The sequence below is a fragment of the Kitasatospora sp. NPDC058046 genome (genome assembly GCF_042885595.1).
Classification (GTDB): domain Bacteria; phylum Actinomycetota; class Actinomycetes; order Streptomycetales; family Streptomycetaceae; genus Kitasatospora.
The window spans coordinates 6,653-33,372 of the sequence record NZ_JBHVRS010000015.1 but is presented as its reverse complement, the minus strand read 5'-3'; the positions used below and the strand labels follow the sequence as shown (position 1 = coordinate 33,372).

The following is a 26,720-nucleotide window of genomic DNA, read 5'->3' as shown; positions in this document are numbered from 1 at the left end:
CGCTCAGGTGCGCAGCAGGGGCAGCAGCAGCGCCGCCGACCAGCTGAAGTTGGTCGAGCTGTGCCCCTCCCCCGTCAGCGGGTCGTAGTTCTCCCGCACCGGGCCGTCCCCGGCCAGTCCGGCGGCGGTGGCCAGCAGCCGCTCGACGGTGCGCCGGGCGTCCTGCTCCCAGCCGTAGCGGCGCAGGCCCTCGATCGCGAAGTAGGTCTGGTCGAGCCAGGCCAGTCCGCGCCAGTAGCCGCCGGGGTCGAAGGAGGGCGAGCTGCGGGCCACGGTCGGGAACGGCATGGCGGTGCCGAATTCCGCGGGGTCGAGCAGCAGCCGGCGGACGGTACGGGCCTGGGCGGCGGTGGCGGTGCCGGACCAGAGCGGGATCGCGCCCTCGATGCCGCGGCCGCGGGCGGTGAGCCGGGCGCCGGTGGCCAGGTCGGTGTCGTGGAACCAGCCGGTGGCCGGGTCGTACATGGTGTCGCGCACGGCGGTGTCGATCCGCTCGGCGCGGGCGCGCAGCCGGTCGGCGGCGGGCCGGTCGCCGAGTTCGGCGGCGATCAGCGCCAGGTGGCGGTGGTCGGCGGCGAGGTAGGCGTTGAGGTCGACCGAGCGCTGGTCGAGCGACCAGCCGAGCAGCGTGCCGTTCGCGTCCCGGTTGGGGACGACCGCGGAGGTGTCGAAGCGCGGGGCGTTGTCCATGCCGGACTCCCAGGCCGCCGCCTCCCGGCAGTCCTCGGCGCTCGCGTTGGCCGGGTCGACGGTGGCGCCGTACTGGCACAGGCCCTCGCCGAGGTGGTCGCGGGTGCGGTACCACCAGTCCCGGTAGGCGGTCAGCCTGGGCAGCATCTCGCGCAGGAAGGCTCGGTCGCCGCTGCGCCGGTAGACCTCCCAGACCGCCCAGGAGGCCAGTGGGGGCTTGGAGTTGCGCTCGTTCCAGTTGCCGCCACCGGTGGTCTGGTCGTTGTAGAACACGCAGTCGGGGACCATCCCGGCGTCCTGGGGGCGCTCGGCGGACCCGGACGGGACCTGGTGGTCGAAGACGGCGCGGATCTGGTCGGCGGCGAGGCCGGGGGCGAAGGCGGCGGTGCCGACGGCCTGTTTCCAGGTGTCCCAGGCCCAGACCCCGCTGAACCACTTGTAGGAGAGCGTGGGGGTGACGGCGTCGTGCCGGATCCTTCCGGCCGGGCTGCGCCAGTTGGTGACGAGGGTCTGGACGCACTTGGCGGCGGTGCGGCGGCGGGCGGCCGGGACGCCCTCGGTGGCGCGGACGAGGTACCCGTGCCAGCGGGCGGTGCCCTCCGCCGCGACCCGTTCCGGGGTGCGCAGCGCGGTGTCCGCCTCCTTCGCGGCGCGGGCGTACTCGGCCTCGGTGAAGGTGTAGCTCTCGGTCCAGTCCAGGCTGCGGGTCTCCCCCGGCGCCAGCCGTACGGGCTCGGCGAGTTCGGTGCGGTGGCCGTCGCCGTCGGCGCTCAGCACGACCCGGACGGGCCGGGCGTGGCGGACGGCGAAGCGTTCGGTGCCGTCGGTGAGGTAGTCCCAGGTCTGCCGGACCTTGGCGAAGCGCACCTCCACGCCGCGTTCGGCGGCGACCAGCTTCGGTGCCTCGCGCTGGGGGCCGGTGGCGGGGCGCAGCAGCCGGCCGGTCCAGGCGGCGGCGAGGGTCCGTACGGCCGGGCCGGTGTTGGCGAGCCGGGCGCGGAGCAGGGCGGTGCGGTTGCCGGCGAAGCGCAGGTCCAGGGTGAGGGCGAGGCCGCCGCCGAGGTCGTGGGTGAGCCGCAGCAGGCCGGGCAGCGAGGTGCCGCGGGCGGGGGCGCCGGCGGTGAGGTCCAGGGGGCGGCCCTGTTCGGTGAGCTGGAGGCGGGTCAGGCCGTCGCTGAGCCACCAGGGGTACTCCTGGGCGAGGTACAGCGGGCCGGTGAAGCCGCCCTGGGGGTCGGTGGGGCGGGGCAGGGCGTAGGCGTGCCAGGCGCCGAGGTCGGCGAAGACGGTGATCGGGTTGTTGCCGCGGGCGTCGCCGGGGTAGGCCTGGGCGGGGGTGCCGTGCAGGTCGAGGACGTCGGCGTAGCGCTCGCCGTCGACCGTGTCCGGTCCGTCCTGGGCGTGGGCGGCGGCCGGGGCGGCCAGGGTGCCGGCGGCGGCGACCGCCGAGGCGGCGAGGAAGTGGCGGCGGGTCAGCGGGTTCACGGGCGCTCCTCGGCGGCGGGGAGTCGGAGGACGGCGGCGCCGAGCGGCGCGAGGGTGACGGCGTCGCCGGTGGCGGCGCCGGTGAGCAGGTCGGTGCCGGGCGTGTCGAGGGGCACGCGGCGTTCGACGCCGCCGTGGTTGAGCAGGAAGAGGTACTGGCGGCCGTCGGCGGCGTGGCGGCGGGTGGCCTCGACGTCCGCCGGGAGGTCCGGTAGTTCGGCGCCCACGCCGGCTTCGGCGAGCGGCAGGTCGAGCACCCGGCCGGTGTCGGCGCCGAGGTGGCAGCTGAGGTACCAGGCGGTGCCGGCGCCCAGCCGATTGCGGGTGACGGCCGGGAGGCCGGCCAGCGTGCCGGAGGCGTAGCGGGCGAGGGTCTCGGCGCCCTCGGTCTCGATCCACTCGCTCCAGCGCTCGGCGCGCAGGTCGGCGCCGTGCGGCTCCGCGTGCGGCTCGGCGCCGTCCGACCGGGGGCCGTCAGGCGCGGTGCCGTCCAGCCGTACGGCGGTGGTCTCGCCGTCCGGGATCGGCCAGTGCTCGTCCACGACGATCCCGAGCAGTTCGCGCAGCGGCCCGGGGTGGCCGCCGGGGTGGATGTGGTCGTGCCGGTCGGCGATGCCGCTGAACGGGCCGCAGACCAGCCGGCCGCCGTCCCGTACGTAGGCGGTGAGGCGGTCGGCGGTGGCGGTGTCGAGCAGGTAGAGGTTGGGGGCGAGCACCAGCGGGTAGCCGTCGAGCCCGGCGGTGGGCGGGACGAAGTCGACGGTGACGCCGCGCTCGTGCAGCGCCGCGTACCAGGGGCGGAGCAGCTCGGGCCAGCGCATCCGGGCGGAGGGGTGGTCGTCGAGTTCCAGCGCCCACCAGCTGTCCCAGTCGAGCAGGACGGCGGCCCGTCCGCGCAGCCGGCTGCCGGCGATCTCGCCGAGGCGGCGCAGCTCGGCACCGAAGCGGACGGTCTCCTGCCAGCCGCGCGCGGCGGTGCCCCGGTGCGGGAGCATCGCGCTGTGGAACTTCTCGGCGCCTGCCACCGAGGCGCGCCACTGGAAGTGCAGGACGCCGTCGGCGCCGCGGGCGAGTGCCTGGAGCGACCAGAGGCGGTAGAGGCCGGGACGCTTGGGCACGTTGACCGGCCGCCAGCTGACCGCGGAGGGGGCCTGTTCCATCAGCAGCCAGGGGCGGCCGCCCTTGAGCGAGCGCATCAGGTCGTAGTTCATCGCCGCGTTGACGTGGGCGCGCGGGTCGGCCGGGTCGGGGTAGGCGTCGTCGGAGACGAGGTCCTCGTGCCGGCTCCACTCCCAGTAGTCCAGCGCCTTGAGCATCGACATGAAGTTGGTGGTGACGGGGACGCCGGGCGAGACCTCGTCCAGGACGGCCTTCTCGGCGCGGTGCAGGGCGAGTAGCGCGTCCGAGCAGAACCGGCGCCAGTCCAGCAGCTGGGTGGGGTTGACCGGGCCGGGCGCGGTGCGCGGCGGCTCGATCTGCTCGAAGGAGGTGTAGCGCTGCGACCAGAAGGCGGTGCCCCAGGAGCGGTTCAACTCCTCGATGCCGCCGTGCCGTTCGCGCAGCCAGCGGCGGAAGTCGACGGCCGAGTCGGGGCAGAAGCACTCCTGGACGTGGTCGCCGTACTCGTTGTGGATGTGCCACAGGGCGAGCGCGGGGTGGTGGCGGTAGCGTTCGGCGAGCGCCCGGGTGAGCCGGACGGCGGCCCCGCGGTAGGCGGGCGAGGAGGGGCAGTAGTGCTGGCGCGAGCCGAACTCCAGCCGGACGCCGTCGGCGGTGACGGGCAGCAGGTCGGGGTGGGCGCGGACCAGCCAGGCGGGCGGGGAGGCGGTGGCGGTGGCCAGGTCGACGGCGACGCCGTGCCGGTGGCAGAGGTCGAGCAGGCGGTCCAGCCAGCCGAAGTCCCAGCTGTCGGCGTCGGGTTGGAGGCGGGCCCAGGAGAAGACGCCGACGGTGACCAGGTTGACCCCGGCCTCGGCCATCAGCTTCACGTCCTCGGCCCACACCTGCTCGGGCCACTGCTCGGGGTTCCAGTCCCCGCCGTACAGCAGGCCGGGCACCCGGGTGAGGCGGTCGGTGGTCACGGTCAGGCGGTCGGTGGTCACGGTCGCGGTCATCCCTTCACGGCTCCGCCCAGCAGGCCCGCCACGAACTGCCGCTGGAAGAGCAGGAAGAGCACCATCAGCGGGAGCGTGGCCAGGAAGGAGCCGAGCATCAGGCCGGAGTAGTCGACGTGGGTCAGCCCGGTCAGCGTGTTGAGCGCGACCGGCACGGTGTACTTGTCCTCGGTGTTGAGCATCAGCAGCGGCCAGATGAAGCCGTTCCACTGGCCCATGAAGGTGAAGATCACCAGCGCGCCCAACTGCGGCCGTACGCACGGCAGGACGACCTGGTAGAAGGTGCGCAGCTCGCCGGAGCCGTCGATCCGGGCCGACTCCAGGAGTTCGTCGGGGAAGTCCAGGAAGCCCTGGCGCATCAGCAGGATGCCGAAGGAGTTGGCCAGGAAGGGGACGATCACCGCCTGGTAGGTGTCGATCCAGCCGAGGCTGGCCATCATCTGGAACAGCGGGACGAGCAGCACCTGCAGCGGGATCATCATGGTCGCCAGCACCAGGCCGAGCAGCAGCCCGCGGCCGCGGAAGCGGTACTTGGCCAGCCCGTAGCCGCACATCGCGGACAGCAGCGAGCTGAGCGCGGTGTAGACGACGGCGATCCCGAGGCTGTTGAGCATGACCCGGCCGAAGCCGATGGTCTCCTGGAGGTGCGCCAGGTTGCGCAGCAGGTTGCCGCCGGGCAGGAACGGCGGTGGGGAGTGGAACAGTTCGGAGCTGCTGTGGGTGCTGGCGATCAGCATCCAGGCGAAGGGCACCAGGCTGAGCACGGCGCCGAGGGTGAGGGCGGCGAGGACGGCGATCCGGCCGAGGCGGGCGGGCAGCGGGGCGCGGCCGCCGCGACGCGGCGCGGTGGTGGTAGCGGCAGTGGGGGTGGCGGTGGTCATCGGCGGCGTTCCCTTCCGTAGAGCCGGAACTGGAGCAGCGAGACCGCCGCGATGATCAGCACGACCACCCAGGCGATGGCGGCCGCGTAGCCGAAGTCGAGCTGCTGGAAGCCGACCTTGTAGAGGTAGACCACCGGGGTGAGGGTCGCGTCGCCGGGGCCGCCGCGGGTCAGTACGTAGTTCTCGTCGAAGAGCTGCAGGGTGCCGATGGTGGAGGTGATGACGCAGAACAGCACCACCGGGCGCAGCTGCGGCAGGATCACGCCGCTGTAGGTGCGCACGGTGCCGGCGCCGTCGAGGGCGGCGGCCTCGTACTGGTCGCGGCCGATCGCCTGCAGTCCGGCCAGCAGGATGACGGCGTTGTAGCCGGTCCACCGCCAGGTGACCGAGCCGATCAGCGAGATCCTGGCCCAGGTGGGCGAGTTGAGCCAGTCGACCGGGCCGAGGCCGAGCGCCTGGAGGAGCTGGTTGGCGAGGCCGCCGTCGGTGCGCAGCAGGACCTGGAAGACCACGGCGTAGGCGACCAGGGTGGTGATCGCGGGCAGGAAGAACACCGCCCGCCAGCCGGCCCGGAACCGCAGCCAGGACTGGTTGAGCAGGACGGCGAGCACCAGGGCGAGGCCGATCATCACGGGCACCTGGACGGCGAGGATCAGGCCGGTGTTGACCAGGGAGTGCAGGAAGGCCGGGTCGTGCAGCATCCGCCGGTACTGGTCCAGGCCGACCCAGACGTCGGCGCCGTCGCGGCGGGCGGTGAAGCTCTGGTAGAGGCTGGCGCCGAGCGGATAGGCGAAGAAGGCGACGAAGAGCGCGGTGGTGGGCCCGGCGAACAGCCAGGCGGCGGTGCGTGGGGAGCGTCGGCGGCGGGCGGGGGCGGCCTGGGTGGTCGCCGACGGCTTGCGCAGGGTGGCCGGGAGGCTGCTGGTCATCGGGCCCGCCTACCCGACCGTCTGGCGGCCGGTCGCGGTGGCGATCTGGCGGGCGGCGGAGCGCAGGACGGTGCCCGGGTCGGCGCCGTTGTGCAGCACCTGGTTGACGGCGGTGGTGACGATGTCGCCGGCCTTGGAGTCGTCGGCGGTGAGCTCGACGGTGGGGATGGCGCGGGTGAGTCCGGCGAACAGCTCCATGGCCGGCTGGCCGCCGTAGTAGGGGGCGGGCTGCTGGAAGTACGGGTCGTCCAGGGCGGGGAGGTAGGCGGGGAAGAGGCCTTCGTGCTGCATCATCGAGGCCTGGTTGGCCTTGTCGGCGAGCAGGAAGGAGAGGAAGGCCCAGGCCGTCTCCGGGTTCCGGCTCTGCGCGGTGACGCACAGGGTGGAGCCGCCGCTGTTGGAGGTGCGGGGGCCGCCGGGGGTGAAGGCGGGCAGCGGGACGACGCCGACCTTCCCGCCGAGGTCGGCCATGTCGCTGGTGAGGGTGCCGTCCCACCAGGCGGCGGTGGGGGTGGTGGCGGCCTTGCCGTCGTGGGTGCCGGAGACGAGCCCGGACCAGCCGTTCTCGAAGTCCACCAGGTCGCGGTCGACGAGCTGCTTGAGCAGGGTGAGCGCGCGTTCGGCGGCGGGGGTGGCGACGGCCACCTTGCCGTCGGTGAACCAGCGCTGGCCCTGCTGCTGGAGCAGCATGGCGAAGAAGCTGTCCTGTTTGGCGTCCAGGATGAGCAGCTTCCTGCCGGTGGCGGCCTTGAGCGCGGTGCCGGCGGTGAGGTAGTCGTCCCAGGTGGCGAGGCCGGCCGGGTCGATGCCGGCCTGCTGGAACAGGTCGCGCCGGTAGAACAGGGCGCACGGCCCGCTGTCCCAGGGCAGCGCGAAGACCTTGCCCTTGGCATCCGTGACGGTCCGCCAGGACGCCTCCGCGTACTGGGACTTGAGGCCTGCGGCGCGACTGGTGAGGTCGACCAGGCCGTTCGGGAAGTTGCCGATGTAGGTGGGCAGCTTGTGGCCCTCGACGGTGAGGATGTCGGGCAGTCCGCTGCCGGCGCCGAACCCGACGGAGATCTTGTCGTAGGCGTTGTCGTAGCCGATGTCCACCACGTCGACGGTGGTGCCGGGGTGGGCCTGTTCGAAGGCCTTGCCGAGCCGTTGCATGGCCTTGGCGGCGACGTCCCAGGACCAGATGACGACCTTGCCGGAGAGGGCGGCGCCCGGGCTGCCGGTGAGCTGCTTGGCACTGGTGCCGCCGGCGCCGCCGGTCGCGCAGCCGGTGGCGCCGGCCATCAGCAGCGCGCCGCCCGCGAGTCCGGCGGAGAGGATCCGGCGCCGTGCCGGACCTGATGTCAATTCGCCCTGGTCACGGGCTGGTTGGGGATCTTTTTTGTGCCGGGTTCGTGCGGACATCTTGCCTCCCGACTGGTGAATGCCGAATGCTGTATACAGAACTCAGCATTCACAACCCCGTCAAGGCTTGTGACTGAAATCGCGGAAGGTGCCAGCATGAGCACACGCGTCCCCCGAACCCACCCGTACATCCCCAACTCCGCCCCGCAGGTGAGGAAAGCGATGCTGGCGGAGGTCGGCGCCCAGGACGTCGAGGAGTTCTACGCCGACATCCCGGCCGCCCTCCGGCTGGACCGCCCGCTGCGGCTGCCCGAGCCGCTCGGCTCCGAGGCCCGGCTGGTCGCCCACATGGAGGAGCTGCTCTCCCGCAACACCGCCGTCCCGCCGGGCCGCAGCTTCCTCGGCGCCGGCTGCTACCGCCACCACGTGCCCGCCGTGGTGGACGAGATCGTCAACCGCAGCGAGTTCCTCACCGCCTACGCGGGCGAGCCGTACGAGGACCACGGCCGCTTCCAGGCGCTGTGGGAGTACCAGTCGCTGATGGCCGAGCTGCTGGCCGTCGACGTCGTCAACGTGCCGACGTACGACGGGTTCCAGGCCGCCGCGACGGCGCTGCGGATGGCCGGACGGGCCACCGGGCGGCGCCGGCTGGTGCTGGTCGGCGCGATCGACCCGGACCGGATCTCCCGGATCCGCGACTACGTCCGGGGCGTCCACGAGCTCGTCCTCGTCCCGGCCGATCCCGCCGCCGTCCGGGCCGCGCTCGCCGAGGGCGACGCGGCCGCCGTCTACGCCCAACTCACCGACCACGACGGCCGGGTGGACCAGGAGCTGCCGAGCTACATCGAACTCGCCCACCAGGCGGGCGCGTTGGCCGTCGCCCACGTCCACCCGCTCAGCCTCGGCGTGCTCACCCCGCCCGCCGAGCTCGGCGCCGACCTCACCTGCGGCGACCTCCAGCCGCTCGGCATCCATCCGAGCTACGGCGGCGGCAACGCGGGCTTCATCGGCAGCCCGGACGACGAGCGCCTGGTCGCCGAGTACCCGAGCCGGCTGTTCGGCCTCGTCCCCACCGACGTCCCCGGCGAGTACGGCTTCGGCGACGTCGCGTACGAGCGCACCTCCTTCGCGGTGCGCGAGGAGGGCAAGGAGTGGGTCGGCACCGCCGCCGCCCTGCACGGCATCGCCGCCGGGGTCTACCTCACGCTGATGGGCCCGCACGGCATGCGGGAGATCGGCGGGACGATCCTCGCCAACACCGCCTACGCCCGGCAGCGGCTGGCCGAGGTCCCCGGCGTGGAGCTCGCGGACCCGCGGGCCGTCCACTTCGCCGACTTCACCGTCCGCTACACCGGCGAGCGCACCGCCGCCGAGACCGCCGAGGCCCTGCTCGCCCGCGGCCTGCACGGCGGCACCCCGGTCGGGGCCGACGGGGCCGCGGCCCGCGAGGGCCGCTACTGCGTGACCGAGCTGCACACCCGGGCCGACATCGACCGCCTCGCCGACGCACTTGAGGAGATCGCGAAGTGACGAACCGTCAGAACACCGAGCCGGTGGACCCGCGGATCGCCCCCAAACCCGCCCTGCGCCGCTTCCACCAGGCCCGCTGGGACGAGAAGCTCGTCTTCGAGCTCGGCGCCCCCGGCGAGCGCGGCGTCCTGCCCCCGCTGCCCGAGCCCGCCGTCACCGCCGCCGTCGGCGACCCGGCCGAGCGGCTGCCCGCCGCGCTGCGCCGTGCCACACCGCCCGCCCTGCCCGAACTCGGCCAGCAGCAGGTGCTCCGGCACTACCTGCGGCTCTCCCAGGAGAACCTCGGCGCCGACCTCAACGTGGACGTCGGCCAGGGCACCTGCACCATGAAGTACAGCCCCAAGGTCAACGACACCTTCGTCCGCGACCCCCGGATCGCCGCCCTGCACCCCGCGCAGGACCCTTCCACCGTCCAGGGCGTGCTCGAACTCGTCCACCGGCTGGAGCAGTTGCTCAAGGAGGTCTCCGGCATGGACCGGGTCAGCCTCCAGCCCGGCGCGGGCTCGGCGGCGATCTGGACCAACGTCTCGGTGATCCGCGCCCACCACGCCGCGCGCGGCGAACTGGAGCAGCGCGACGAGATCATCACCACCGCCTTCTCCCACCCCTCCAACGCCGCCTGCGCCAAGACCGCCGGCTTCCGGGTGATCACCCTGCACCCCGACGCCGACGGCTACCCCGACATCGAGGCGCTGCGCGCCGCCGTCGGCCCGCGCACCGCCGCACTGCTCATCACCAACCCCGAGGACACCGGCATCTACAACCCCCGGATCGCCGAGTTCGTCCGGATCGTCCACGAGGCCGGCGGCCTGTGCGCCTACGACCAGGCCAACGCCAACGGCATCCTCGGCATCACCCGGGCCCGCGAGGCCGGCTTCGACCTGTGCCACTTCAACCTCCACAAGACCTTCTCCACCCCGCACGCCTGCGGCGGACCGGCGGCCGGCGCCTGCGGCGTCACCGCCGAACTCGCGCCCTACCTGCCGCGCCCCACCATCGAGTTCGACGGCGAGCGGTACGTCCTGGACGACGACCGGCCGGACTCGGTCGGCAAGATCCGCCCCTACCTGGGCGTCGTGCCGAACCTGGTGCGCGCCTACGCCTGGATCACGGCCCTGGGCGCCGAGGGGCTGCGCGAGGCCGCCGAGACCGCCGTGCTCAACAACAACTACCTGCTGCACCGGGTACGGCGGATCCGCGGCGTCTCCGTCCCGTACGCCGAGGGCCGCCCCCGGGTCGAGCAGGTCCGCTACAGCTGGCAGCAGCTCAACGAGGACACCGGCCTGCACAGCGAGGACCTCGGCTACCGCGCCGCCGACTTCGGCACCCACTACTGGACCAGCCACCACCCGTACGTCGTCCCGGAGCCGATGACGCTGGAGCCCACCGAGTCCTACTCCCGGGCCGACCTGGACGAGTACGCGGCGATCCTCGCCGAGGTCGCCCGCGAGGCGTACGAGGACCCGGAGACCGTCCGCACCGCGCCGCACAACTCCACCGTGCACCGGATCCGGCACGAGCCGCTGGACGACCCGGCGGTCTGGGCGGTCAGCTGGCGCGCCTACCGCCGCAAGGTCCTGGGCGAGCGGCCGTGACCTCCGCCCCGGGCGCCCGGATCGGGCTGGTGGTCAACCCGGTCGCCGGCCTCGGCGGCCTGGTCGGCCTCAAGGGCAGCGACGGCGCCGAGGTCCAGCGGCGGGCCCTGGCGCTCGGGGCCCGCCCGCAGGCTGTCGCCCGGGCAGCGCTGACGATCGGTCAACTTCCTTCAGGCGTCGAACTGATCACCGTCGACGGCCCGATGGGCGCCGCCGCGGCGCGGGCGGCCGGCCGGCCCGCGCGGGTCGTCCACCACAGCACCGGGCCGCGGGCCGCCGGGGCACCGGGCACCGGGGAACCGAGCACCGCCGCCGACACCCGGGCGGCGGTGCGCGCCCTGGTCGCGGCCGGCGCCGGGCTGCTGCTGTTCTGCGGCGGCGACGGCACCGCCCGCGACGTGCTGGACGCGCTCGGGCCCGAGCCCCGGGTGCCGGTGCTCGGCATCCCCGCCGGGGTCAAGATGCACTCCGCCGTGTTCGCCGTCCACCCCCGGGCCGCCGCCGAGGTCGCGGCGGCCTGGGCGGCCGGCCGCGGCGTCCGGCTGACGGCCGCCGAGGTGGTGGACCGGGACGAGGCCGCGCTGCGGGCCGGCCGGGTCTCCGCCCGGCTGTACGGCCGACTGACCGTCCCCGTGCTGCCCGCCCGGGTCCAGCAGCGCAAGACCGGCAGCTCCGGGCCCGACCCGGGGACACCGGCCGGCCTCGCCGCCGAGGTCGCCGAACGCGTCGGCCCCGGCGGGCTGCTGCTCCTCGGGCCCGGCAGCACCACCTACGCGGTGGCCACCGCGCTCGGCGCGCCGGGCGCCAGCCTGACCGGCGTCGACCTGCTGCGGCTCGGCCCCGCGAGCGCCCTCGGCCCCGGCCACGCCGACGGCCTCGCCACCGCCGCCCGCCTCCTGATCCGCGACGCCCGGGCCGACCAGCTGCGCGCCCTGCCCACCACCCCCTGCATCGCCCTCTCCCCGATCGGCGGCCAGGGCTTCCTGCTCGGCCGCGGCAACCAGCAGCTCACCCCCGAACTGCTGCGCGCCGCGGGCCGGGAACGGCTGCTGGTGCTCGCCACCGAGGCGAAGCTCGCCGCCCTGGCGGGCCGCCCGCTGCTGCTGGACACCGGCGACCCCGACCTGGACGACGCCCTCTCCGGCCACGTCCGGGTGATCACCGGCCGCCGCTCCGGCGCCGTGTACCGCCTCTCCGCCTGACCTCCCACCCACAGAGGAGCCCCCATGATCGACCTGCACGGCAAGCGCGCGATCGTCACCGGCGCCGCCTCCGGCATCGGCCGGGCCACCGCCGCCCTGCTCGCCGAACTCGGCGCCGCCGTCGTCCTCCTCGACCTCGACGCCGAGCGCGGCGAACAGGCCGCCAAGGAGATCGGCGGCACCTTCGTCCGCTGCGACGTCTCCCGACGCGCCGACTGCGAGCGGGCCGTCAGCACCGCCGTCGAGCAACACGGCGGCGTGGACGTGCTGTTCAACAACGCGGGCATCATCCGCCGCTCCACCGTCACCGAGATCAGCGACGAGGACTGGGACCTGGTGATGGCCGTCAACGTCCGCTCGATCATGCTGCTCAGCGGACTGGTGGTGCCGCTGATGGCCGCGAGCGGCGGCGGCAGCATCGTCAACACCGGCTCCGGCTGGGGCATCAAGGGCGGCGGCCGGGCCATCTCCTACTGCGCCTCCAAGGGCGCCGTGGTCAACATGACCCGGGCGATGGCCATCGACCACGGCCCGGACAACATCCGGGTCAACTGCGTCTGCCCGGGCGACACCGACACCGGCATGCTCGCCGAGGAGGCCCGCCAACTCGGCGAGAGCCCCGACGCCTTCTACACCGACGCCGCCGACCGCCCGCTCGGCCGGATCGGCCAGCCCCGGGACATCGCGCAGACCGTCGCCTTCCTGGCCAGCGACGCCGCCGCCTTCGTCAGCGGCGCGGTCATCGCCGTGGACGGCGCCGGCACCGCCTGACCGCCTGACCGCCCGCCAGGACCCGGCCCGGGCGGTCGGGCACCGGTGGCCGGGCGCCCGACCGCTGGTGGCCGGCCGCCCGGCCACCGGTGCCGGTCGCCCGGCCGGTACGCTACCGACCAGGAAGAAGGGAAGCCCGATGGCGATCGAGCGGCGTCCGCTGCGCGAGCAGGTCAAGGACGAACTCCTGGAGCAGCTCGGCCGCGGCCGGTTCACCCCCGGCGAGTCGATCAACGAGGTCCAGCTCGCCGAGGAACTGGGCGTGAGCCGAACCCCCCTGCGCGAGGCCCTGATCAGCCTGGAGCGCGAGGGCATCATCACCAGCGAACGCGGCAAGGGCTTCCGCTTCGCCCCCACCGGCAAACAGGAGTTCCTCGACCTCACCGCGATCGTCATCGCCCTGGAGTCGCTGGCCCTGCGCACCTCCGACCCGGCCCACCTGGCCGAGATCGCCCCCCGGCTGCTCGCCGAGGCCCGCGCCTTCTCCGCCCCGCAGGCCCCGCACGGCACGATAGAGCGCCACGACGACGCCTGGCACGCCCTGCTGCTCTCCGGCTGCGCCAACGCCCGGCTGCGCGAGATGATCGACTCGCTGAAGCTCACCCTGCACCGCTACGAGCGGGTGGTGGTCGGCGACCACGAGATCCTGGAGCGCGCCGCCGAGGAGCACGAGCGGATCGCCCAGTGCCTGCTGGACGGCGACATCGACCAGGCCGTCGCCGCACTGGAGGCCAACTGGACCGGCGGCATGGAACGCATCCTGCACCGGCTGCCCCCGGTCGCCGCGTTCTGAGCCGCCTGCCCCGGGAGCCGCGTTCCGAGCCGGTCGCCGCACTCCGGGCCGCCCCGTCAGCCCAGCAGTTCCGGGACGCCCGGGGCGAGCCAGTGCAGCCGGTCGGCCAGGCCGGCCGCCTCGAACCGCGCGGTGGTCTCCGCCCGCCCCTCGGTGAAGTGCTCCCACGAGGTGTAGTGGACGGGGACGACCCGGCGGGCGCCGAGCGAGGCGGTGAGCGCGGCCGCCTGCGCCCCGTCCATGGTGATCAGCCCACCGCCGCCGAAGGCCCCGATCCGGGCGGCACCGAGGTGCAGGATGGCCGTACCGATCCGGAACTTCCGCCCCACCGCGTCCAGTTCGGGGATGTGCACGGTGTCGCCCGAGACGTAGAGCGCCTCCTCCTCGCCGGGCACCTCGACCACGAAGCCGGTCACGTCCCCGACCGGACCGTGCAGGCCCGGCGTACCGGTCACCCGCAGGGTCCGGCCGTCCACGGTCAGGGTGCGGCTCTGCCAGGGTGCCAGCCCGAGCGCGCCGCCGCCGAGCCGGGCGGCCCCGCTGACGGTGGTCAGCACCGGCCGCCCGGCGAGCAGGGTCCGGCCGCTGGCGTCCAGGTTGTCGGGGTGCTCGTCGTGGCTGAGCAGCACGGCGTCCACCGGCGGCAGCTCGTGCGCACCGATCGCCGGAGCACCGGTGCTGCGCAGGACCACCGGGTCGTGCCGGTACTCAGCCGGAGCCGGATCGAAGACGGGGTCGGTGAGCAGCCGCAGCCCGCCGACCTCCAGCAGGACGGTCGCGGTGCCGATGTGGGTGGCCTTGATCTTCACAGTGTTCTTTCCCTTGCGGTGAATTGACGTTCGGTCAGTTGTCGGTCCGGACCCGGAAGCGGCTCCGGTAGTCCCCCGGCGTGGTGGAGAGCCGGTCCCGGAACACCCGGTGCAGGGTCTCGACGGAGCCGAAGCCGCAGGCCCGGGCGACCCCGGGCAGCGGGTGGTCGGTGCGCTCCATCAGCCGGCGCGCCGCCTCCAGCCGAAGCTCCTCGACGTACGCCCCGGGCGTCGTACCGGTCTCCGTACGGAAGACCCGGGCGAAGTGCCGCTCGCTCATGGCGAGCCGGCCGGCGAGGGCGGGCACCGACAGGTCGGCGTCCAGGTGCTCGCCGATCCAGCGGCGCAGGTCCCGCAGGTCCGCCCGGCCGCCCGGGCGGTGGGCCAGCGGGACGCTGAACTGGCTCTGGCCGCCCGGGCGTTGCAGGTACATCACCATGATCCGGGCGATCTCCAGCGCGAGGTCGTCGCCGTGGTCCTCGGCGACCAGCGCCAGGGTGAGGTCCATCGAGGTGCTCAGGCCGGCGCTGGTCCACATCCGCCCGGAGCGGATGAACACCGGATCGGCGTCCACCTCGACGGCCGGGTGGTCGGCGGCCAGCCGCTCGGCGGTCGCCCAGTGGGTGGTCGCGCGGTGCCCGTCCAGCAGCCCGGCCGCCGCCGTCACGTGCGCGCCCGCGCAGACCGAGGCGACCCGTCCGGCCCGGGGGCCGGCCTCCCGCAGCCAGGCCACCACGGCCTGGTCCACCCGGGGCACCGGCCCGTCCGGCCCCAGGTCCACCCGGCCCGGCACCAGCACCGTGTCCGCGCGGACCCGCGCCTGCGCCAGCGTCCCGGTCACGTGCAGCGGCACCCCCGAGAAGGTCTCCACCGGCCCGCTCCGCTCGGCGCACACCCGCACCTCGTACCCGGGCCGCCCGGGCGGCAGCAGCCGGCCGGCCAGCGCGAAGATCTCGGCGGGCCCGGCCACGTCCAGCGCGTTCACCCCGGGGAACACCGGGACCACGACCAGATGCGGCAGGCGGAGTGCGTCGTCCATGCCCCCACCCTCGCCCGGAGTCGGCTCTGGCGGCAATGACGGGACTCTGCAACATCCGGCCATCGGCCCGGGTCCTCTCGTCATCCGAAAGAGAGGACCTACGCCCCCGGCCGTACCGCCCCCGCGACCAGCGCCCGATTGACCGTCCTCCGCCTCCCGGCGGCAGGATGGCCCGCATGTGGGGCAAGTGGATCGACTGCCGGGTACGGCCCGGAGCACGCGAGGCGTTCGCCGCCGGCCAGCGCCGCTGGTCGGCGATCTCCGACCAGCCGGGCCTGGTCGGCCAGACCGGCGGCTGGGCACCGGACGGCGACCGCGCCCTCCTCCTCGCCCTGTGGGCCGACGAGCCCGCCTACACCCGCTTCCTGCGCGAACGCCACGACCGGGCCGCCGCCGACGCCGCCCAGCACTCCGCCTACAGCGCGATCGAGGTCGCCACCGGCCCGGTCGTCCTCACCATGCCGGGCTCCTCCCCGTCCCTCCCCGACGCCCTCACCCGCGCCACCGTCCTGCGGGCCGCCGACTGCCGCCTCCACCCGGGGCGCGCCGACCACTTCCTCGACGTCCAACACCGCCTCTGGGCCCCGGGCATGGCCGCCGCCGACGGCATGCTCGGCGGCGCCGTCACCCGCCTCGCGCCCGACCGCTACCTCGTCACCACCCTCTGGACCACCCCCGCCGCCCACCACGCCTACACCACCGACCACCTCCCCGCCCTGCTCCCCCGCGCCGCCGTCCCCACCGACGTCCACACCCTCACCGGGCACCTGCTCCCGCTCGAACCGTCCTGGCTGGTCCTCCCCGTCCGGTCGCCGTGACGGGGCCTGTCAGGGGCCGGCCCTACACTCCGGGCCATGTCACTGCCGCACTCCGTAGGCTCCGTCGACGACCAGCTGTCGGTCCTCGACTCCCTGCTCGCCGCCCCGTTCCCCGAGCGCGCGGACACGAGGACCGAGCACGGCTGGGGCGGCCCCGGGCACCAGCTCGCCGTGCTCCGGGCGAGCCGCGACTTCTGGGACGACCCGGGTCCCGAGACCGTCACCGAGGCCGAGGAGGAACTCGAAGCCGACCTCACCGCCCTGACCGCCGTCCTGACCGACCGCTGGGGCGCCCCGGACACGATCGACCTCTGGTCCCACCTCGGGTACGACCAGCCGGACTTCGCCGACACCGACGGGCCCGAGCCGCTGGTCTCCCTGGCCTCCCTCGTCTTCCACCTGCCGGTGTGGCGGGTGCCGTCCGCCGGGCGCTGGGTGGGCCTGATCATCGGGCAGGCCGACCGGGAGTTCCCGCTCGAACTCCTGGTCGCGATCGGCGAGGAGTCCTGCCTGCCGCGGTGAGCTCCCTCGCGCCGTCGCCGCCGGACCGGGCGCCGACCACGCGGGGCCGGGCCGCGCCGTCACCCCGGCGCCCCCGGCCGGTGGGCGTCGCAGTACCAGCCGCCCGGATACAGCCGGGCTCCCGGCGCTCCGCACGGGATCCGGCCCGCCGAGCAGATCTCCCGCCGCACCGGCGGGATCACCCGATCGGAAGTGAGCGGCTCGCCCACCGGGTCGTACGGGTCCCCGGGCAGCAGCAGCCGATGCGGCGGGCGGTGCGGAGCACGGCGCTGCTCCGGCACCCGCGGGTGGTCGGCCCCGCGCTGACGCGGGATCACCGGCCGGTCCGTCCGGTCCGCCAGCACCCCGCCGTTGGCGAGGAAGCGGCGCCGGTCCGCCTCGGGCGCCCAGAATCGCAGCGGGCCGCCGTTCCGGGTCCGTTGGGTGATCGGCACATACACGCCGCCGGCGACCCGGCGCACGAAGTCGTCGATCCGCGGGACCAGCACCGCCCACGTCGGGTGCCACCGCCCGCAGCGGCCGCCGCCGCGCACCTGGCAGGGCCGCGGGCTGACGCGGTCGCACTTCAGCAGTTGGAGGGTCCGCACCCCGCCGCGCAGCAGCAGGTCGCGGTCCTCGCGGATGGCCCGGGCCGGCAGGTTGTCGGTGCGCACCCAGTGGACCTGGTCGATGAGCGGCGCGTTCGGGTCGACGGTGTGCCAGACCGCGGTGATGCCGTCCTCCCGCGCCAGCCGGTTCCGACGCCGGACGGACTGCGCGCTGACGTACGAGAGTTGGGGCTCGAACCCGAACCGGCGGCCGTCCGCGCCGGTGACCAGGACGGCGGGCCGCCGCCCGTCGGCCGTCCCGGCCCCGATCTCGACGGCGTGCCCGTCGCTCTCGGCGGCCCGGGCGTAGCGCTCCTGGTAGGCCTTGCGCTGCTCGTCCTGGGCAGCGGTGTGGGCCCGGCGGTGCGGGTTGTGGTGGGAGGCGATGCGCCGACCGCGCCGGAACGACAGGTACATCCACTCCGGCTGGTCGGGGCGGGCGTCCCGGCAGATGGGGCAGAGCAGCCCGCGCTGGGCCACCGGCCGCCGGTCGGCGCGCAGCCGGTGCCACAGGCCGGGCTGTTCGGGGACACCGAGGTCGTCTCGGTCGAGGTCGAGGAGGCGGTCGAGGTCGGTGTTGAAGACCAGGTTGCGCGTAGGGAGTTCACCGTCGTACTCGTTCATGGCGTCTCATCTCTGCCATCAACCACGAGAGGGAACTTCCAGTCTGCACCGGGGCACCGACACCCGGGCCCGCTACCGTGCTGCCGGACGGAGCCGAGGGTGCACGGAGGGCGCAATGACGGACAGGGGTTTGCGGGAGCGGAACCAGCGGGAGCGCGGGTTCGAGGTGCGGGCGATCGGGTGGGTGGAGTCGCCCTTGCTGGAGCGGGCGGGGGCGCCGAGGCAGGGGGACGAGGGCGCGCCGGAGGCGTGGGTGGCCTTCGAGGCCGAGGTGGAGCGGGGGCTGCGGGACCTGGTGGCCGGGCAGGAGGTGCTGTTGCTGACCTGGCTGCACCGGGCGGACCGGGAGGTCTTGGCGGTGCGTCCGCGCGGGGACCGCTCCCGGCCGGAGACCGGGGTGTTCGCGACCCGCTCGCCGGACCGGCCGAACCCGATCGGGCTGCACCGGGTCACCGTCCTGGCCGTGGACGGCCCGCGGCTTCGGGTCAGCGGACTGGAGGCGATCGACGGCACCCCGGTGCTGGACGTGAAGCCGGTGCTGCCCGGGCTCGCCGAACGGTAGCGGGTCGGCGGGGGCGGCGGGGGGCGCCGTCGCCGGCCCGGGCAGCGCATGACGGTGGCAGCGCGCCGTCAGCGGCCCGCCGTGGCGACGAGGCGGGCCAGGGCGGCCCGGGCGGGTGGGCCCCAGGTGGGCTTGCCGCCGGGGCGGCCGTGGTCGCCGGCGTGGCCGATGCGCAGGCAGGAGAGGGCGCGCAGCACCGCCCAGCCGCGGGCTCGGCGCAGGGTGGCGGGGTCCGGGGCGGGCCGGTAGGCCGCGTGGAAGCGGTCGGCGGCGCCGTCCGGCAGCAGGATCCAGGCGGCGGCGAGGTCACCGGCCGGGTCACCGGCGAAGAGGTCGCCGAAGTCGATCACACCGCAGAAGGTGCCGTCGGCGGTGAGCACGTTGGCCGGGTGCAGGTCGCCGTGGAGCCACAGGTCCGGGCCCGTCCACTCCGGCGCGGTGACGGCGTCCTCCCAGACCGCGCGGACGGCCTCCGGGTCGGGGAGCAGCCCCAGTTCGACGGCCGAGGCGAGCTGCCTGGCGAAGCCCTCGGCGTGGTCGGCCAGCGGTCCGCCGCGGCCGCGACCGGCGGGCGCACCGGCGGGGGCGGGGCGGTGAAGGGCGGTCAGGAAGGCGGCCAGGGTGTCGGCGGCCCGCGCGGCGCGGGTGGCGGGCGCGCGGTCGGCGGGCTCGCCCGGCACCCAGGTGGTGACGATCCACGGCCGCGGGAACCGCTCGGAGGGCTCGCCGAAGCGCTGTGGGACGGGGACGGGCAGCGGCAGGTGCGGGGCGAGGGCGGGCAGCCAGGCGTGTTCCTTGCGCAGCAGCTCGTCCGCCGACGTCGTCGCCCAGGGCAGCCGGACGGCGAGGTCGTCGCCGAGCCGCCACAGCTGGTTGTCCCAACCGCGCGCGCCGAGCGTCACGGGGCGGTCGGCCAGGTCGGGGTGCTGGTCGCGCAGCAGCGCGCGGACCAGCTCAGCGGTGATGTCGGTCCCGGTGTCGGTCATGCCGGGCAACGGTAGTCGGGCAGCGGGGGGCGGTGCCACGGGAACGGGAAAGGGCGCGCCGGGCCCCGGAGTTCGACGGGTGCCGTGCGCCGGCTGCGGAGCGCCGGACGCACCCCCGGACGAGGGCGAGGACGTGCGGCGATCAGCCCGGCCGTTCCGGCGCCCCGTCCGCACCGGCCGCCGTCAGGGCCGGCGGGCGCGACACCTCCAGCCAGACCAGCTTCCCGCCGGCCTCGGGCCGGGAGCCCCAGGCGGCGGAGAGCCGGTCCACCACCCGCAGTCCGTGCCCGCCCGGGCGGCCCGTACCGGCGGACGGGCGCAGCCGCGGCGGGACGGGGCTGGCGTCCGCGACCTCCACCCGCAGCCGGGCACCGTCCCAGTGGAGCCGCAGCTCGCTCGGGCCGCCGGGAGCGTACAGACAGGCGTTGGCGACCAGCTCGGCGACCATCAGCAGGACGTCCTCGGCGGCGGCCCGCCGGTCCTCGTCGACGGCCGGGAGCCACTGCCAGGACACCAGCGCCCGTCGGCTGAACTCGCGGCTGCGCCGCACCGTGCCGGGGCCGCCTTCGAGCGCCAGTCGCCTGACCTGCTCCCGGCCTGGGGGCCCACCGTTCCCGGGGCGGTCCACGGCCTGCCTCCTCACGTCGGTTCGGCTCAGGCGGCGTGGTGGTGGCCGGGGTGGGGCCGTGGCACGCGGTCGGCCCCGGTTCTCGCGAGCAGCCGTGGCCCGGCCGTCCGAGCGACCGGTCGCGCCTCCGGCCGGGCGCCTCGCTCGTGGTCCCGCGGGGACGGCGCGGGGCCGTCACCGGGTGCACGGTGCCAGGCGGACCTCACCGCTGGTGCGAGCGGGAGCACCGTCCGTCGGCCGTCCATGCCCCGCGCCTGCCCGTTCCCCGCCGGTGCACACGCGCCGTCCGTTCCGTACCACCCCCGGATCGCGCCCGGACGTTAGAGCCCGCCGCAACGGGGCAGCCGCCCCGGTGACGGGGCGGAACGGACGGCGCCCGCGGGCCGCTCGCCCGTCCGCACCACCCCGGTCCCAGCCGAGCCGCTCGAACACCTGGAGGACGAGGACGGGCCCGTGAGATTCCTCGACCGCAGCGCCGCCGGCCACCAGCTGGCCCTCAGCCTCGCCCCGCTGCTGGGCGGGCGGGCCGGTGCCGGGCTGGTGGTCCTCGGCCTGGCCCCCGGCGGGCTGCCGGTGGCAGCCGAGGTCGCCGAGTCGCTGGGCGCCCCGCTCGACGCCACGGTGGTCCGGCCGCTGACCGTGCCCGGCCACGACCGCCCGGTCGGCGCGATCGCCGACGGCGACCCGCCGCTGCTCGACCGATACGCCCTGGAGAGCCTCGGGATCACCTCGGCCGAACTGGACGCGAGCGTCAGACGGGAGCGGGTCGAGGTCCACCGCCGCGAAGCGCTCTACCGCCCTGGCCGGGCCCGGCTCCCGCTGAGCGGGCGCACCGCCGTCCTGGTCTCCGACGGGCTGACCGACGCGCTCACCGCCCGGGCGGCCCTGCACGCCCTGGCCGCCGACCACCCGGAGCGGCTGATCCTCGCGGCGCCGGTCGGCGACGCCCGGATCGCGGCCGACCTGCGCCGGGACGTGGACGCGGTGGTCTGCCTGCACCTGCCCCGCTACGCGCACGCCGCCGGGCCCTGGTACGGCGAGTTCCACGAGGTCACCGACCGCGAGGCGGCCGTCCTGCTGCAGCGGCGCACCCCGGCGGACGGCCCGGACTGACGATCGGACGACCCCGGCCGGAAAACCCGTTTGCCCGGCGAGGCGTGCACGGACCATCCTCCTGCCATGAACCATCCCCAGCACGTCATCGCCCTGGACGGGGCCACCCTGCGCCGCTTCGACGGCGAGGCGGATCTGCCCGAGTTCTTCGCCGTCATCGAGGAGTCGCTGGAGCACCTGCGGCCCTGGATGCCCTGGGTGGGCGAGCACAGCCGCGCCAAGACCGCCGAGTTCCTCGCCGGCCGCGCGGAACTCTGGGCGAACGGGCGGGACTTCACGTACGCGATCGTGCTCGACGGCGCGATCGTCGGCGCCTGCGGGCTGTTCCGGCGCGAGGACACCCCGGACGAGGTCCGCGAGATCGGCTACTGGCTGCACCCCGCCGCCACCGGGCGCGGGCTGGCCACCCGGACGGCGCGGGCCCTGGCCGACGAGGCCTTCCGCCTCCCCGGGGTGGAGGCCGTCGAGATCGTCCACGACCCGGCCAACCGGGCCAGCGGCGCCGTCCCGGCCCGCCTCGGCTTCACCGAGCACCTGCGCCGCCCCGCCGAGGTGCTCGCCCCGGCGGAGACCGGGGAGGAACTGGTCTGGCGGCTGACCAAGGAACGGGCCTCGGCTCAATAACCCGGTGGCCCGCACCCGGTCCGGTGACCCCGGCGGTCCGCAGCCAGGGGGGAGCGTGCGGACCGCCGGGTGCGCCCGTCGGACGGGACGGTCCGGCGGCGCGTCGGGGGCGGACGCGGTCGGAGACCTCTGGCTCCGCGCGGAGCGCCCCATCTCGCACTCCGCGTTCCCGCCGTGGACCTCACCCACGGCATCGCGCGTTCACTCCCGTGCCCAGGAGACCCTCCCCGCCCTCGCCGATAACACTTTCTTCCGACTCTTTCGATCGCGCTCCGGATGAAGCCAGTTGACGATTCATCACACCAACCGAGGCGCGCTATGGCGAAGCAGGAAGTCGGGCTAGGATCACGGCATGGTCACCGCCCGGTCGCCGTTGCGTACACGACGCGCCCACCCCCGAGGGGTGGCGGCGCGGCTGTTCTGGCTGGGCGCCCTGCTGATGGCCGTGTTCGCGTCCCACGGGTTCAGCGCGGAGACCGGCGCCGGGCACACCGATCCGATCCGGATCGTCTGGTCCGCCCACGCCACGGCGGCGGGCGACAGCCCCCAGGCTCCGAACTCGCCGAAGGCTCCGCAGCCCACGCGGCCCGCCCACCAGCAGGAGCACGGCGAGGACGCCGACCACCCCGGCGGCGAGTGCCTGTCGGGGAAGCCCGAGGACGGCCCCGACGCCGAGGCCGCCTGGTCGGCCGTCGCCGCCCAGCCCACCCTCGGGGACGCCGCACCGGCGCCCGACCCGACGGGCCCGACGGCCGGAGGCACCGGAGACGCCGGAGCCGGGAACACCGCTCCCGGAACACTCGAACCCCCGCACCGGATCGCCCGGCTGAGGGTCTAGACCGGCCCCGGGCCGCGCCCCGCCCCCGCCCGCCTCGCGGCGCGCGGGCCGGCGCCCGTCGCCCGTGTCCGCCCCCTCCGCCCCCGCGATCCGCTGCCGCCCCCGCGCGGCCGCGCGGAGTCCCGTCATGCCCATCAGGCTCCTGGCCGCGCTGCTGCTCGGCCTGTTCTCCCTGCTGCCCGTCGGCTGCCCGCAGCAGCACCTCGACGCCCATCCGCTCCGCTCCCCCGCGGCGGCCACCGCCCCGGCCGAGCCGGGCGACTTCCCCGCCGACTCCCTGGAGCGGCACTGCGCGACCGGGGAGGCCGCCGCGCCCGCGCAGCGGTCCGTCCGGTCGACGGCCCTGCCCGCTCCGTCCCCGGCCACCGTCCCCGGCGGGGACCGGGCCGTGCCTGCCGCGCCCCGCCCGACGGCCGCCGCCGGGCGCGCCGCCCGTACGTCCGGGCCGAGAGGCCCGTTGCTGGTCACCGGTCGGTGGCGGATATAGCGGCTCGGCGTCCGTCCGAGCTGCCGTACCTTCCGCCAACCTCCCGACAGGAGACGAGACATGACGTCCCTCACCCATCGCACGGACGACCACGCGGCCCTCAGCGGCCTGGTCGGCAACACCCCGGTCCTGCGGATCGGCGAGCCGCTCGCCCCGGCGGGCCGCGGCTTCTGGGCCAAGCTGGAGGGCTTCAACCCCGGTGGCATCAAGGACCGCCCGGCCCTGCACATGGTCCAACGGGCGCGGGCCCGGGGCGAGTTGCGCCCGGGCGGCCGGATCGTGGAGTCCACCAGCGGCACGCTGGGACTGGGGCTCGCGCTGGCCGGCATGGTGTACCGGCACCCGGTCACGCTGGTCACCGACCCGGGGCTGGAGCCGACCATGACCAGGCTGCTCACCGCGTACGGCGCCGAGGTGGAGGCGGTCGCCAGTGCGCACCCGCGGGGCGGCTGGCAGCAGGCCCGGCGCGACCGGGTGGCCGAACTGCTGGCCCGCCACCCGGGATCGTGGTGCCCCGACCAGTACAACAACCCCGACAACACCACCGCCTACACCCCGCTGGCGCTGGAGCTCGCCGCCCAACTGGGCCACCTGGACGTGCTGGTGTGCAGCGTCGGCACCGGCGGGCACTCGGCCGGCACCTCGCGCGTCCTGCGCCAGCTCTACCCGGGGCTGCGGGTGGTCGGGGTGGACACCGTCGGCTCCACGATCTTCGGCCAGCCCGCCCGGACCCGGCTGATGCGCGGCCTGGGCTCCAGCATCTACCCGCGCAACGTCGCCTACCAGGCCTTCGACGAGGTCCACTGGGTCGCCCCGGCCGAGGCCGTCTGGACCTGCCGCCGGCTGGCCGCCTCGCACTACGCCACCGGCGGCTGGAGCGTCGGCGCGGTCGCCCTGGTGGCCGGCTGGCTGGCCCGCACCCGGCCCGCCGGCACCCGGATCGCCGCGATCTTCCCGGACGGGCCGCAGCGCTACCTCGGCACCGTCTACGACGACGAGTACGGCGCCGCGCACGACCTGCTGGACCACCCGCCGGCGGACGGCCCGGACGAGCTCGCCCGGCCGGACGAGCGGGAGGTCACCCGCTGGACCCGCTGCGCCGAGGTGGTCGACCCGCTGACCCTCCCGGGCGCCCCCGGCGGTGCCGCGTGAGGGGGCTGACCGCCCAGTTCCGGGGCCACGAGCGCAGCGTCCGGCTGCTGATGGTCAACCAGTTCACCATCAACCTGGGCTTCTACATGCTGATGCCCTACCTGGCCGCGCACCTGTCCGGCGGCCTGGGCCTGGCCGGCTGGACGGTCGGGCTGGTGCTCGGGGTGCGCAACTTCACCCAGCAGGGCATGTTCCTGGTCGGCGGCACGCTGGCCGACCGGTTCGGCTACAAGCCGCTGATCGTGGCGGGCTGCCTGCTGCGCACCGCCGGCTTCGCCGCGCTCGGCCTCTCCTCCTCGCTGCCCGCCCTGGTGGCGGCCTCGGCGGCCACCGGCCTGGCCGGGGCGCTGTTCAACCCGGCCGTGCGGGCGTACCTGGCACGGGACGCGGGCGAGGAGCGGCGGGTGGCCGCGTTCGCCCTGTTCAACGTCTTCTACCAGGCGGGCGTCCTGCTCGGCCCGCTGGTGGGCATGGCGCTGACGGCGGTGGACTTCCGCACCACCTGCCTGGTCGCGGCCGGGGTGTTCGCGGTGCTCAGCGCCGTGCAGATCCGGTCGCTGCCGGCCCGCCGGGGCTCCGGGCCGGACGAGGGGCACGAGCGTACGGGTGTCCTCGCGCAGTGGCGCGGGGTGCTGGCCAACCGGCCGTTCCTGCTCTTCGCGGGCGCGATGACCGGCTCGTACGTGCTGTCCTTCCAGGTGTACCTGGCGCTGCCGCTGGAGGTCCGCCGGCTGGGCGGCGGCGGCACCGGCGGGACGGTGGCGACGGCGCTGCTGTTCGTGGTGTCCGGGCTGGGCACGATCCTGCTCCAGACCAGGGTGACGGCCTGGTGCCGGGCCCGGATCGCGCCGGGGACGGCCCTGGTCGCGGGGGTGGCCGTGATGGGCGCGGCCTTCCTGCCGCTGCTCGCCGCCTCGGCCCTGCCCGTCCCGGGGGCGGGCCCCGGGCGCTGGGCGCTGGCCGCAGGCCCGCCGGCGCTGGCCGCGTTCCTGCTGGCCCTGGGCACGGTGCTGGCGTACCCGTTCGAGATGGACACCGTGGTCCGGCTCTCCGGGGACCGCCTGGTCGCCACCCACTACGGGCTCTACAACACCGTCTGCGGGGTCGGCATCACCCTGGGGAACCTGCTGACCGGCGCGGCCCTGGACGCCGCCCGCGCGGCCGGGCTCGCCGCACTCCCCTGGCTGGCGCTGTGCGCCCTCGGGGCGGCGTGCGCGCTCTCGCTGCGCGCCCTCCACCGCGGCCGCCGGCTCGCCGGGTCCGAACCGGTGCCCGCCCTGTAGGAGCGGCACGGCAGCCGCCGAACGGCGGACCCGCGGGCTCACTCCTGAGCCTGCGGGTCCGCCGACACCCCATCAGGAAGCTTGTACCGAACGGTCCGTTTCCTCATACTTCCGGTCAGCGCCGGTCAGGAGCTGATCATCCGCCGTGCTTCCGGAGAGCACCGGCCGGGGTCCGCCCATCGCCTGACCGCGCTTCACGGCCCCAACCCTCAGGGCCGTCGCCCCCCTCTGGAGGAGATCGGTGAGGACCATGCGCCCCACGCCCCGCACCGGCACCACACCCGGCACCACCCGCCGTACCGGCCGTACGCGCCGCTTCCGCCTGCTCGCCGCCGCCCTGGGCCTGCTGACCGCCACCGCGGTCGCCGCGCCGGGCGCCGCAGCCGCTCCCATCCCCACCGCCCCCACCGTCCCCACGGCCCCCACCGCCCGACCGGAACAGCTCCTGGCGGTCAGCGAGGCCATCCTGGGCGCCGAGGTCAACGGCACCGCCTGGTACGTCGACGAGGCCGCCGGACACGTCGTGGTGACCGCCGACAGCACCGTCTCCCCGGTCTCGCTCGCCAAGCTGATGAGCTCCGCCGGCGCCGACGCGTCCACCATCACCGTCCACCGGGTCCCCGGCGCGTTCACCCCGCTGCTCGCCGGCGGCGACGCCATCTACGGCGGCCAGTACCGCTGCTCGCTCGGCTTCAACGTGGTCAGCGGCAGCACCTACTACTTCCTCACCGCCGGGCATTGCGGCAACGTCGCCGCCAACTGGTACACCGACGTCAACCACGCCAACCTGATCGGCCCGACCATCGGCTCGACCTTCCCCGGCCACGACTACGCGCTGGTCCGCTACGACAACGGCGCGCTCAGCCACCCGGGCGGCTTCACCTCCGCCCCGGACGCCGTCGTCGGCGAGGCGGTGCAGCGCACCGGCTCGACCACCGGCACCCACGGCGGCACCGTCACCGGGCTCAACGCCACCGTGCGCTACACGGACGGCAGCACCGTCCGCGGCCTGATCCAGACCAACGTCTGCGCCGAGCAGGGCGACTCGGGCGGCCCGCTGTACGACGGGGCCAAGGCGCTCGGCCTCACCTCGGGCGGCAGCGGCGACTGCACCTCGGGCGGGACGACCTTCTACCAGCCCGTCAACGCGGCGCTCTCCGCGTACCAGGTCAGCGTGTACTGACACCGGCCGCTCCCTGCGAGCCGTGGGGGGGGGGGGCGCGGGGGGGGGGGGCCCCGCCCGGGGGGGGGGGGGGGGGGCGCCGGGGGGGGGAAAAAAGAAGGGGGGCCCCGAGGGAGGTATGTGTGTTTTTGTGG

General features: G+C 75.2%; 25 protein-coding genes. 15 read left to right on the top strand and 10 right to left on the bottom strand.

Annotated elements, in window-relative coordinates; translation table 11 throughout:
* Nucleotides 1–3 precede the first annotated feature (3 nt).
* The 5 genes from ACFVU7_RS27220 to ACFVU7_RS27200 are packed head-to-tail and all read right to left on the bottom strand — an operon-like array spanning nucleotide 4 to nucleotide 7,443.
* Nucleotides 4–2,175 (bottom strand): trehalase family glycosidase, encoded by a 2,172-nt coding sequence (locus ACFVU7_RS27220; protein ID WP_388047590.1) that lies wholly within the window; start codon nucleotides 2,173–2,175, stop codon nucleotides 4–6.
* On the bottom strand, nucleotides 2,172–4,289 hold the full coding sequence (locus tag ACFVU7_RS27215) for a beta-galactosidase (protein WP_388047588.1): 2,118 nt from the start codon (nucleotides 4,287–4,289) through the stop codon (nucleotides 2,172–2,174). Before ACFVU7_RS27215 ends, ACFVU7_RS27220 begins: the two co-directional genes overlap by 4 nt.
* Entirely contained in the window at nucleotides 4,286–5,170 is an 885-nt protein-coding gene (locus ACFVU7_RS27210) for a carbohydrate ABC transporter permease (protein WP_388047586.1), read from the bottom strand. The genes ACFVU7_RS27215 and ACFVU7_RS27210 overlap by 4 nt, the downstream gene beginning before the upstream one ends.
* A complete protein-coding gene (locus ACFVU7_RS27205) occupies nucleotides 5,167–6,099 on the bottom strand; it encodes a carbohydrate ABC transporter permease (protein WP_074003192.1) in 933 nt (310 codons plus the stop codon). Before ACFVU7_RS27205 ends, ACFVU7_RS27210 begins: the two co-directional genes overlap by 4 nt.
* Before the next feature lie 9 nt (nucleotides 6,100–6,108).
* Complete coding sequence (locus ACFVU7_RS27200) at nucleotides 6,109–7,443, bottom strand: ABC transporter substrate-binding protein (protein WP_388047584.1); 1,335 nt, start codon at nucleotides 7,441–7,443, stop codon at nucleotides 6,109–6,111.
* Between the two features lie 153 nt (nucleotides 7,444–7,596).
* Between ACFVU7_RS27200 and gcvPA the strand changes: the two genes are divergently transcribed.
* The 5 genes from gcvPA to ACFVU7_RS27175 all read left to right on the top strand — a co-directional run bounded on the left by gcvPA (nucleotide 7,597) and on the right by ACFVU7_RS27175 (nucleotide 13,331).
* Nucleotides 7,597–8,970, top strand: a complete 1,374-nt coding sequence (gcvPA, locus tag ACFVU7_RS27195) for an aminomethyl-transferring glycine dehydrogenase subunit GcvPA (protein WP_375875943.1) — start codon at nucleotides 7,597–7,599, stop codon at nucleotides 8,968–8,970.
* Nucleotides 8,967–10,565, top strand: coding sequence for an aminomethyl-transferring glycine dehydrogenase subunit GcvPB (gene gcvPB / locus ACFVU7_RS27190; RefSeq protein WP_388047582.1), 1,599 nt, complete (start codon nucleotides 8,967–8,969; stop codon nucleotides 10,563–10,565). The genes gcvPA and gcvPB overlap by 4 nt, the downstream gene beginning before the upstream one ends.
* Complete coding sequence (locus ACFVU7_RS27185) at nucleotides 10,562–11,767, top strand: ATP-NAD kinase family protein (protein ID WP_388047580.1); 1,206 nt, start codon at nucleotides 10,562–10,564, stop codon at nucleotides 11,765–11,767. The genes gcvPB and ACFVU7_RS27185 overlap by 4 nt, the downstream gene beginning before the upstream one ends.
* A 24-nt stretch (nucleotides 11,768–11,791) precedes the next feature.
* Nucleotides 11,792–12,538, top strand: coding sequence for an SDR family NAD(P)-dependent oxidoreductase (locus ACFVU7_RS27180; RefSeq protein WP_380742288.1), 747 nt, complete (start codon nucleotides 11,792–11,794; stop codon nucleotides 12,536–12,538).
* Nucleotides 12,539–12,677: 139 nt separating this feature from the next.
* The gene (locus ACFVU7_RS27175; protein ID WP_049657573.1) at nucleotides 12,678–13,331 is read left to right on the top strand and encodes a GntR family transcriptional regulator; all 654 of its coding nucleotides are present in this window, start codon (nucleotides 12,678–12,680) and stop codon (nucleotides 13,329–13,331) included.
* Nucleotides 13,332–13,387: 56 nt separating this feature from the next.
* Here the strand turns inward: ACFVU7_RS27175 and ACFVU7_RS27170 are convergent, their stop codons facing one another.
* Nucleotides 13,388–14,140, bottom strand: coding sequence for an MBL fold metallo-hydrolase (locus ACFVU7_RS27170; RefSeq protein WP_388047579.1), 753 nt, complete (start codon nucleotides 14,138–14,140; stop codon nucleotides 13,388–13,390).
* Nucleotides 14,141–14,174: 34 nt separating this feature from the next.
* Nucleotides 14,175–15,179 carry a GlxA family transcriptional regulator gene (locus ACFVU7_RS27165; protein WP_380779725.1) on the bottom strand — a complete coding sequence of 335 codons (1,005 nt, stop codon included), beginning with the start codon at nucleotides 15,177–15,179 and terminating at the stop codon, nucleotides 14,175–14,177.
* Between the two features lie 176 nt (nucleotides 15,180–15,355).
* On the opposite strand from ACFVU7_RS27165, the gene ACFVU7_RS27160 reads away from it, so the two are divergent.
* Nucleotides 15,356–15,997, top strand: coding sequence for a DUF4937 domain-containing protein (locus ACFVU7_RS27160; RefSeq protein WP_388047578.1), 642 nt, complete (start codon nucleotides 15,356–15,358; stop codon nucleotides 15,995–15,997).
* 36 nt (nucleotides 15,998–16,033) lie between these two features.
* Nucleotides 16,034–16,519, top strand: coding sequence for a hypothetical protein (locus ACFVU7_RS27155; protein ID WP_388047576.1), 486 nt, complete (start codon nucleotides 16,034–16,036; stop codon nucleotides 16,517–16,519).
* Between the two features lie 59 nt (nucleotides 16,520–16,578).
* On the opposite strand, the gene ACFVU7_RS27150 is transcribed toward ACFVU7_RS27155, so the two are convergent.
* Nucleotides 16,579–17,730, bottom strand: coding sequence for a hypothetical protein (locus ACFVU7_RS27150; RefSeq protein WP_388047574.1), 1,152 nt, complete (start codon nucleotides 17,728–17,730; stop codon nucleotides 16,579–16,581).
* A gap of 115 nt (nucleotides 17,731–17,845) precedes the next feature.
* On the opposite strand from ACFVU7_RS27150, the gene tsaA reads away from it, so the two are divergent.
* Nucleotides 17,846–18,292 (top strand): tRNA (N6-threonylcarbamoyladenosine(37)-N6)-methyltransferase TrmO, encoded by a 447-nt coding sequence (tsaA, locus tag ACFVU7_RS27145; RefSeq protein WP_380779718.1) that lies wholly within the window; start codon nucleotides 17,846–17,848, stop codon nucleotides 18,290–18,292.
* Nucleotides 18,293–18,360: 68 nt separating this feature from the next.
* Here the strand turns inward: tsaA and ACFVU7_RS27140 are convergent, their stop codons facing one another.
* Nucleotides 18,361–19,278 (bottom strand): phosphotransferase, encoded by a 918-nt coding sequence (locus ACFVU7_RS27140; RefSeq protein WP_388047573.1) that lies wholly within the window; start codon nucleotides 19,276–19,278, stop codon nucleotides 18,361–18,363.
* Nucleotides 19,279–19,420: 142 nt separating this feature from the next.
* Nucleotides 19,421–19,906 carry an ATP-binding protein gene (locus ACFVU7_RS27135; RefSeq protein WP_387825582.1) on the bottom strand — a complete coding sequence of 162 codons (486 nt, stop codon included), beginning with the start codon at nucleotides 19,904–19,906 and terminating at the stop codon, nucleotides 19,421–19,423.
* A gap of 453 nt (nucleotides 19,907–20,359) precedes the next feature.
* Between ACFVU7_RS27135 and ACFVU7_RS27130 the strand changes: the two genes are divergently transcribed.
* The 7 genes from ACFVU7_RS27130 to ACFVU7_RS27100 all read left to right on the top strand — a co-directional run bounded on the left by ACFVU7_RS27130 (nucleotide 20,360) and on the right by ACFVU7_RS27100 (nucleotide 26,586).
* The gene (locus ACFVU7_RS27130) at nucleotides 20,360–21,019 is read left to right on the top strand and encodes a phosphoribosyltransferase (protein WP_388047571.1); all 660 of its coding nucleotides are present in this window, start codon (nucleotides 20,360–20,362) and stop codon (nucleotides 21,017–21,019) included.
* 66 nt (nucleotides 21,020–21,085) lie between these two features.
* Entirely contained in the window at nucleotides 21,086–21,643 is a 558-nt protein-coding gene (locus tag ACFVU7_RS27125; protein ID WP_380742265.1) for a GNAT family N-acetyltransferase, read from the top strand.
* 352 nt (nucleotides 21,644–21,995) lie between these two features.
* Nucleotides 21,996–22,481: a hypothetical protein gene (locus ACFVU7_RS27120; RefSeq protein WP_388047569.1), complete on the top strand. Its 486-nt coding sequence runs from the start codon at nucleotides 21,996–21,998 to the stop codon at nucleotides 22,479–22,481.
* A 127-nt stretch (nucleotides 22,482–22,608) separates the two neighbouring features.
* The gene (locus ACFVU7_RS27115; RefSeq protein ID WP_388047567.1) at nucleotides 22,609–22,968 is read left to right on the top strand and encodes a hypothetical protein; all 360 of its coding nucleotides are present in this window, start codon (nucleotides 22,609–22,611) and stop codon (nucleotides 22,966–22,968) included.
* Between the two features lie 60 nt (nucleotides 22,969–23,028).
* Nucleotides 23,029–24,120 (top strand): PLP-dependent cysteine synthase family protein, encoded by a 1,092-nt coding sequence (locus ACFVU7_RS27110; protein ID WP_049651746.1) that lies wholly within the window; start codon nucleotides 23,029–23,031, stop codon nucleotides 24,118–24,120.
* Between the two features lie 50 nt (nucleotides 24,121–24,170).
* Nucleotides 24,171–25,403: an MFS transporter gene (locus ACFVU7_RS27105; RefSeq protein ID WP_388047816.1), complete on the top strand. Its 1,233-nt coding sequence runs from the start codon at nucleotides 24,171–24,173 to the stop codon at nucleotides 25,401–25,403.
* A 250-nt stretch (nucleotides 25,404–25,653) separates the two neighbouring features.
* Nucleotides 25,654–26,586, top strand: a complete 933-nt coding sequence (locus ACFVU7_RS27100) for a S1 family peptidase (protein WP_117485736.1) — start codon at nucleotides 25,654–25,656, stop codon at nucleotides 26,584–26,586.
* Nucleotides 26,587–26,720: the final 134 nt, after the last annotated feature.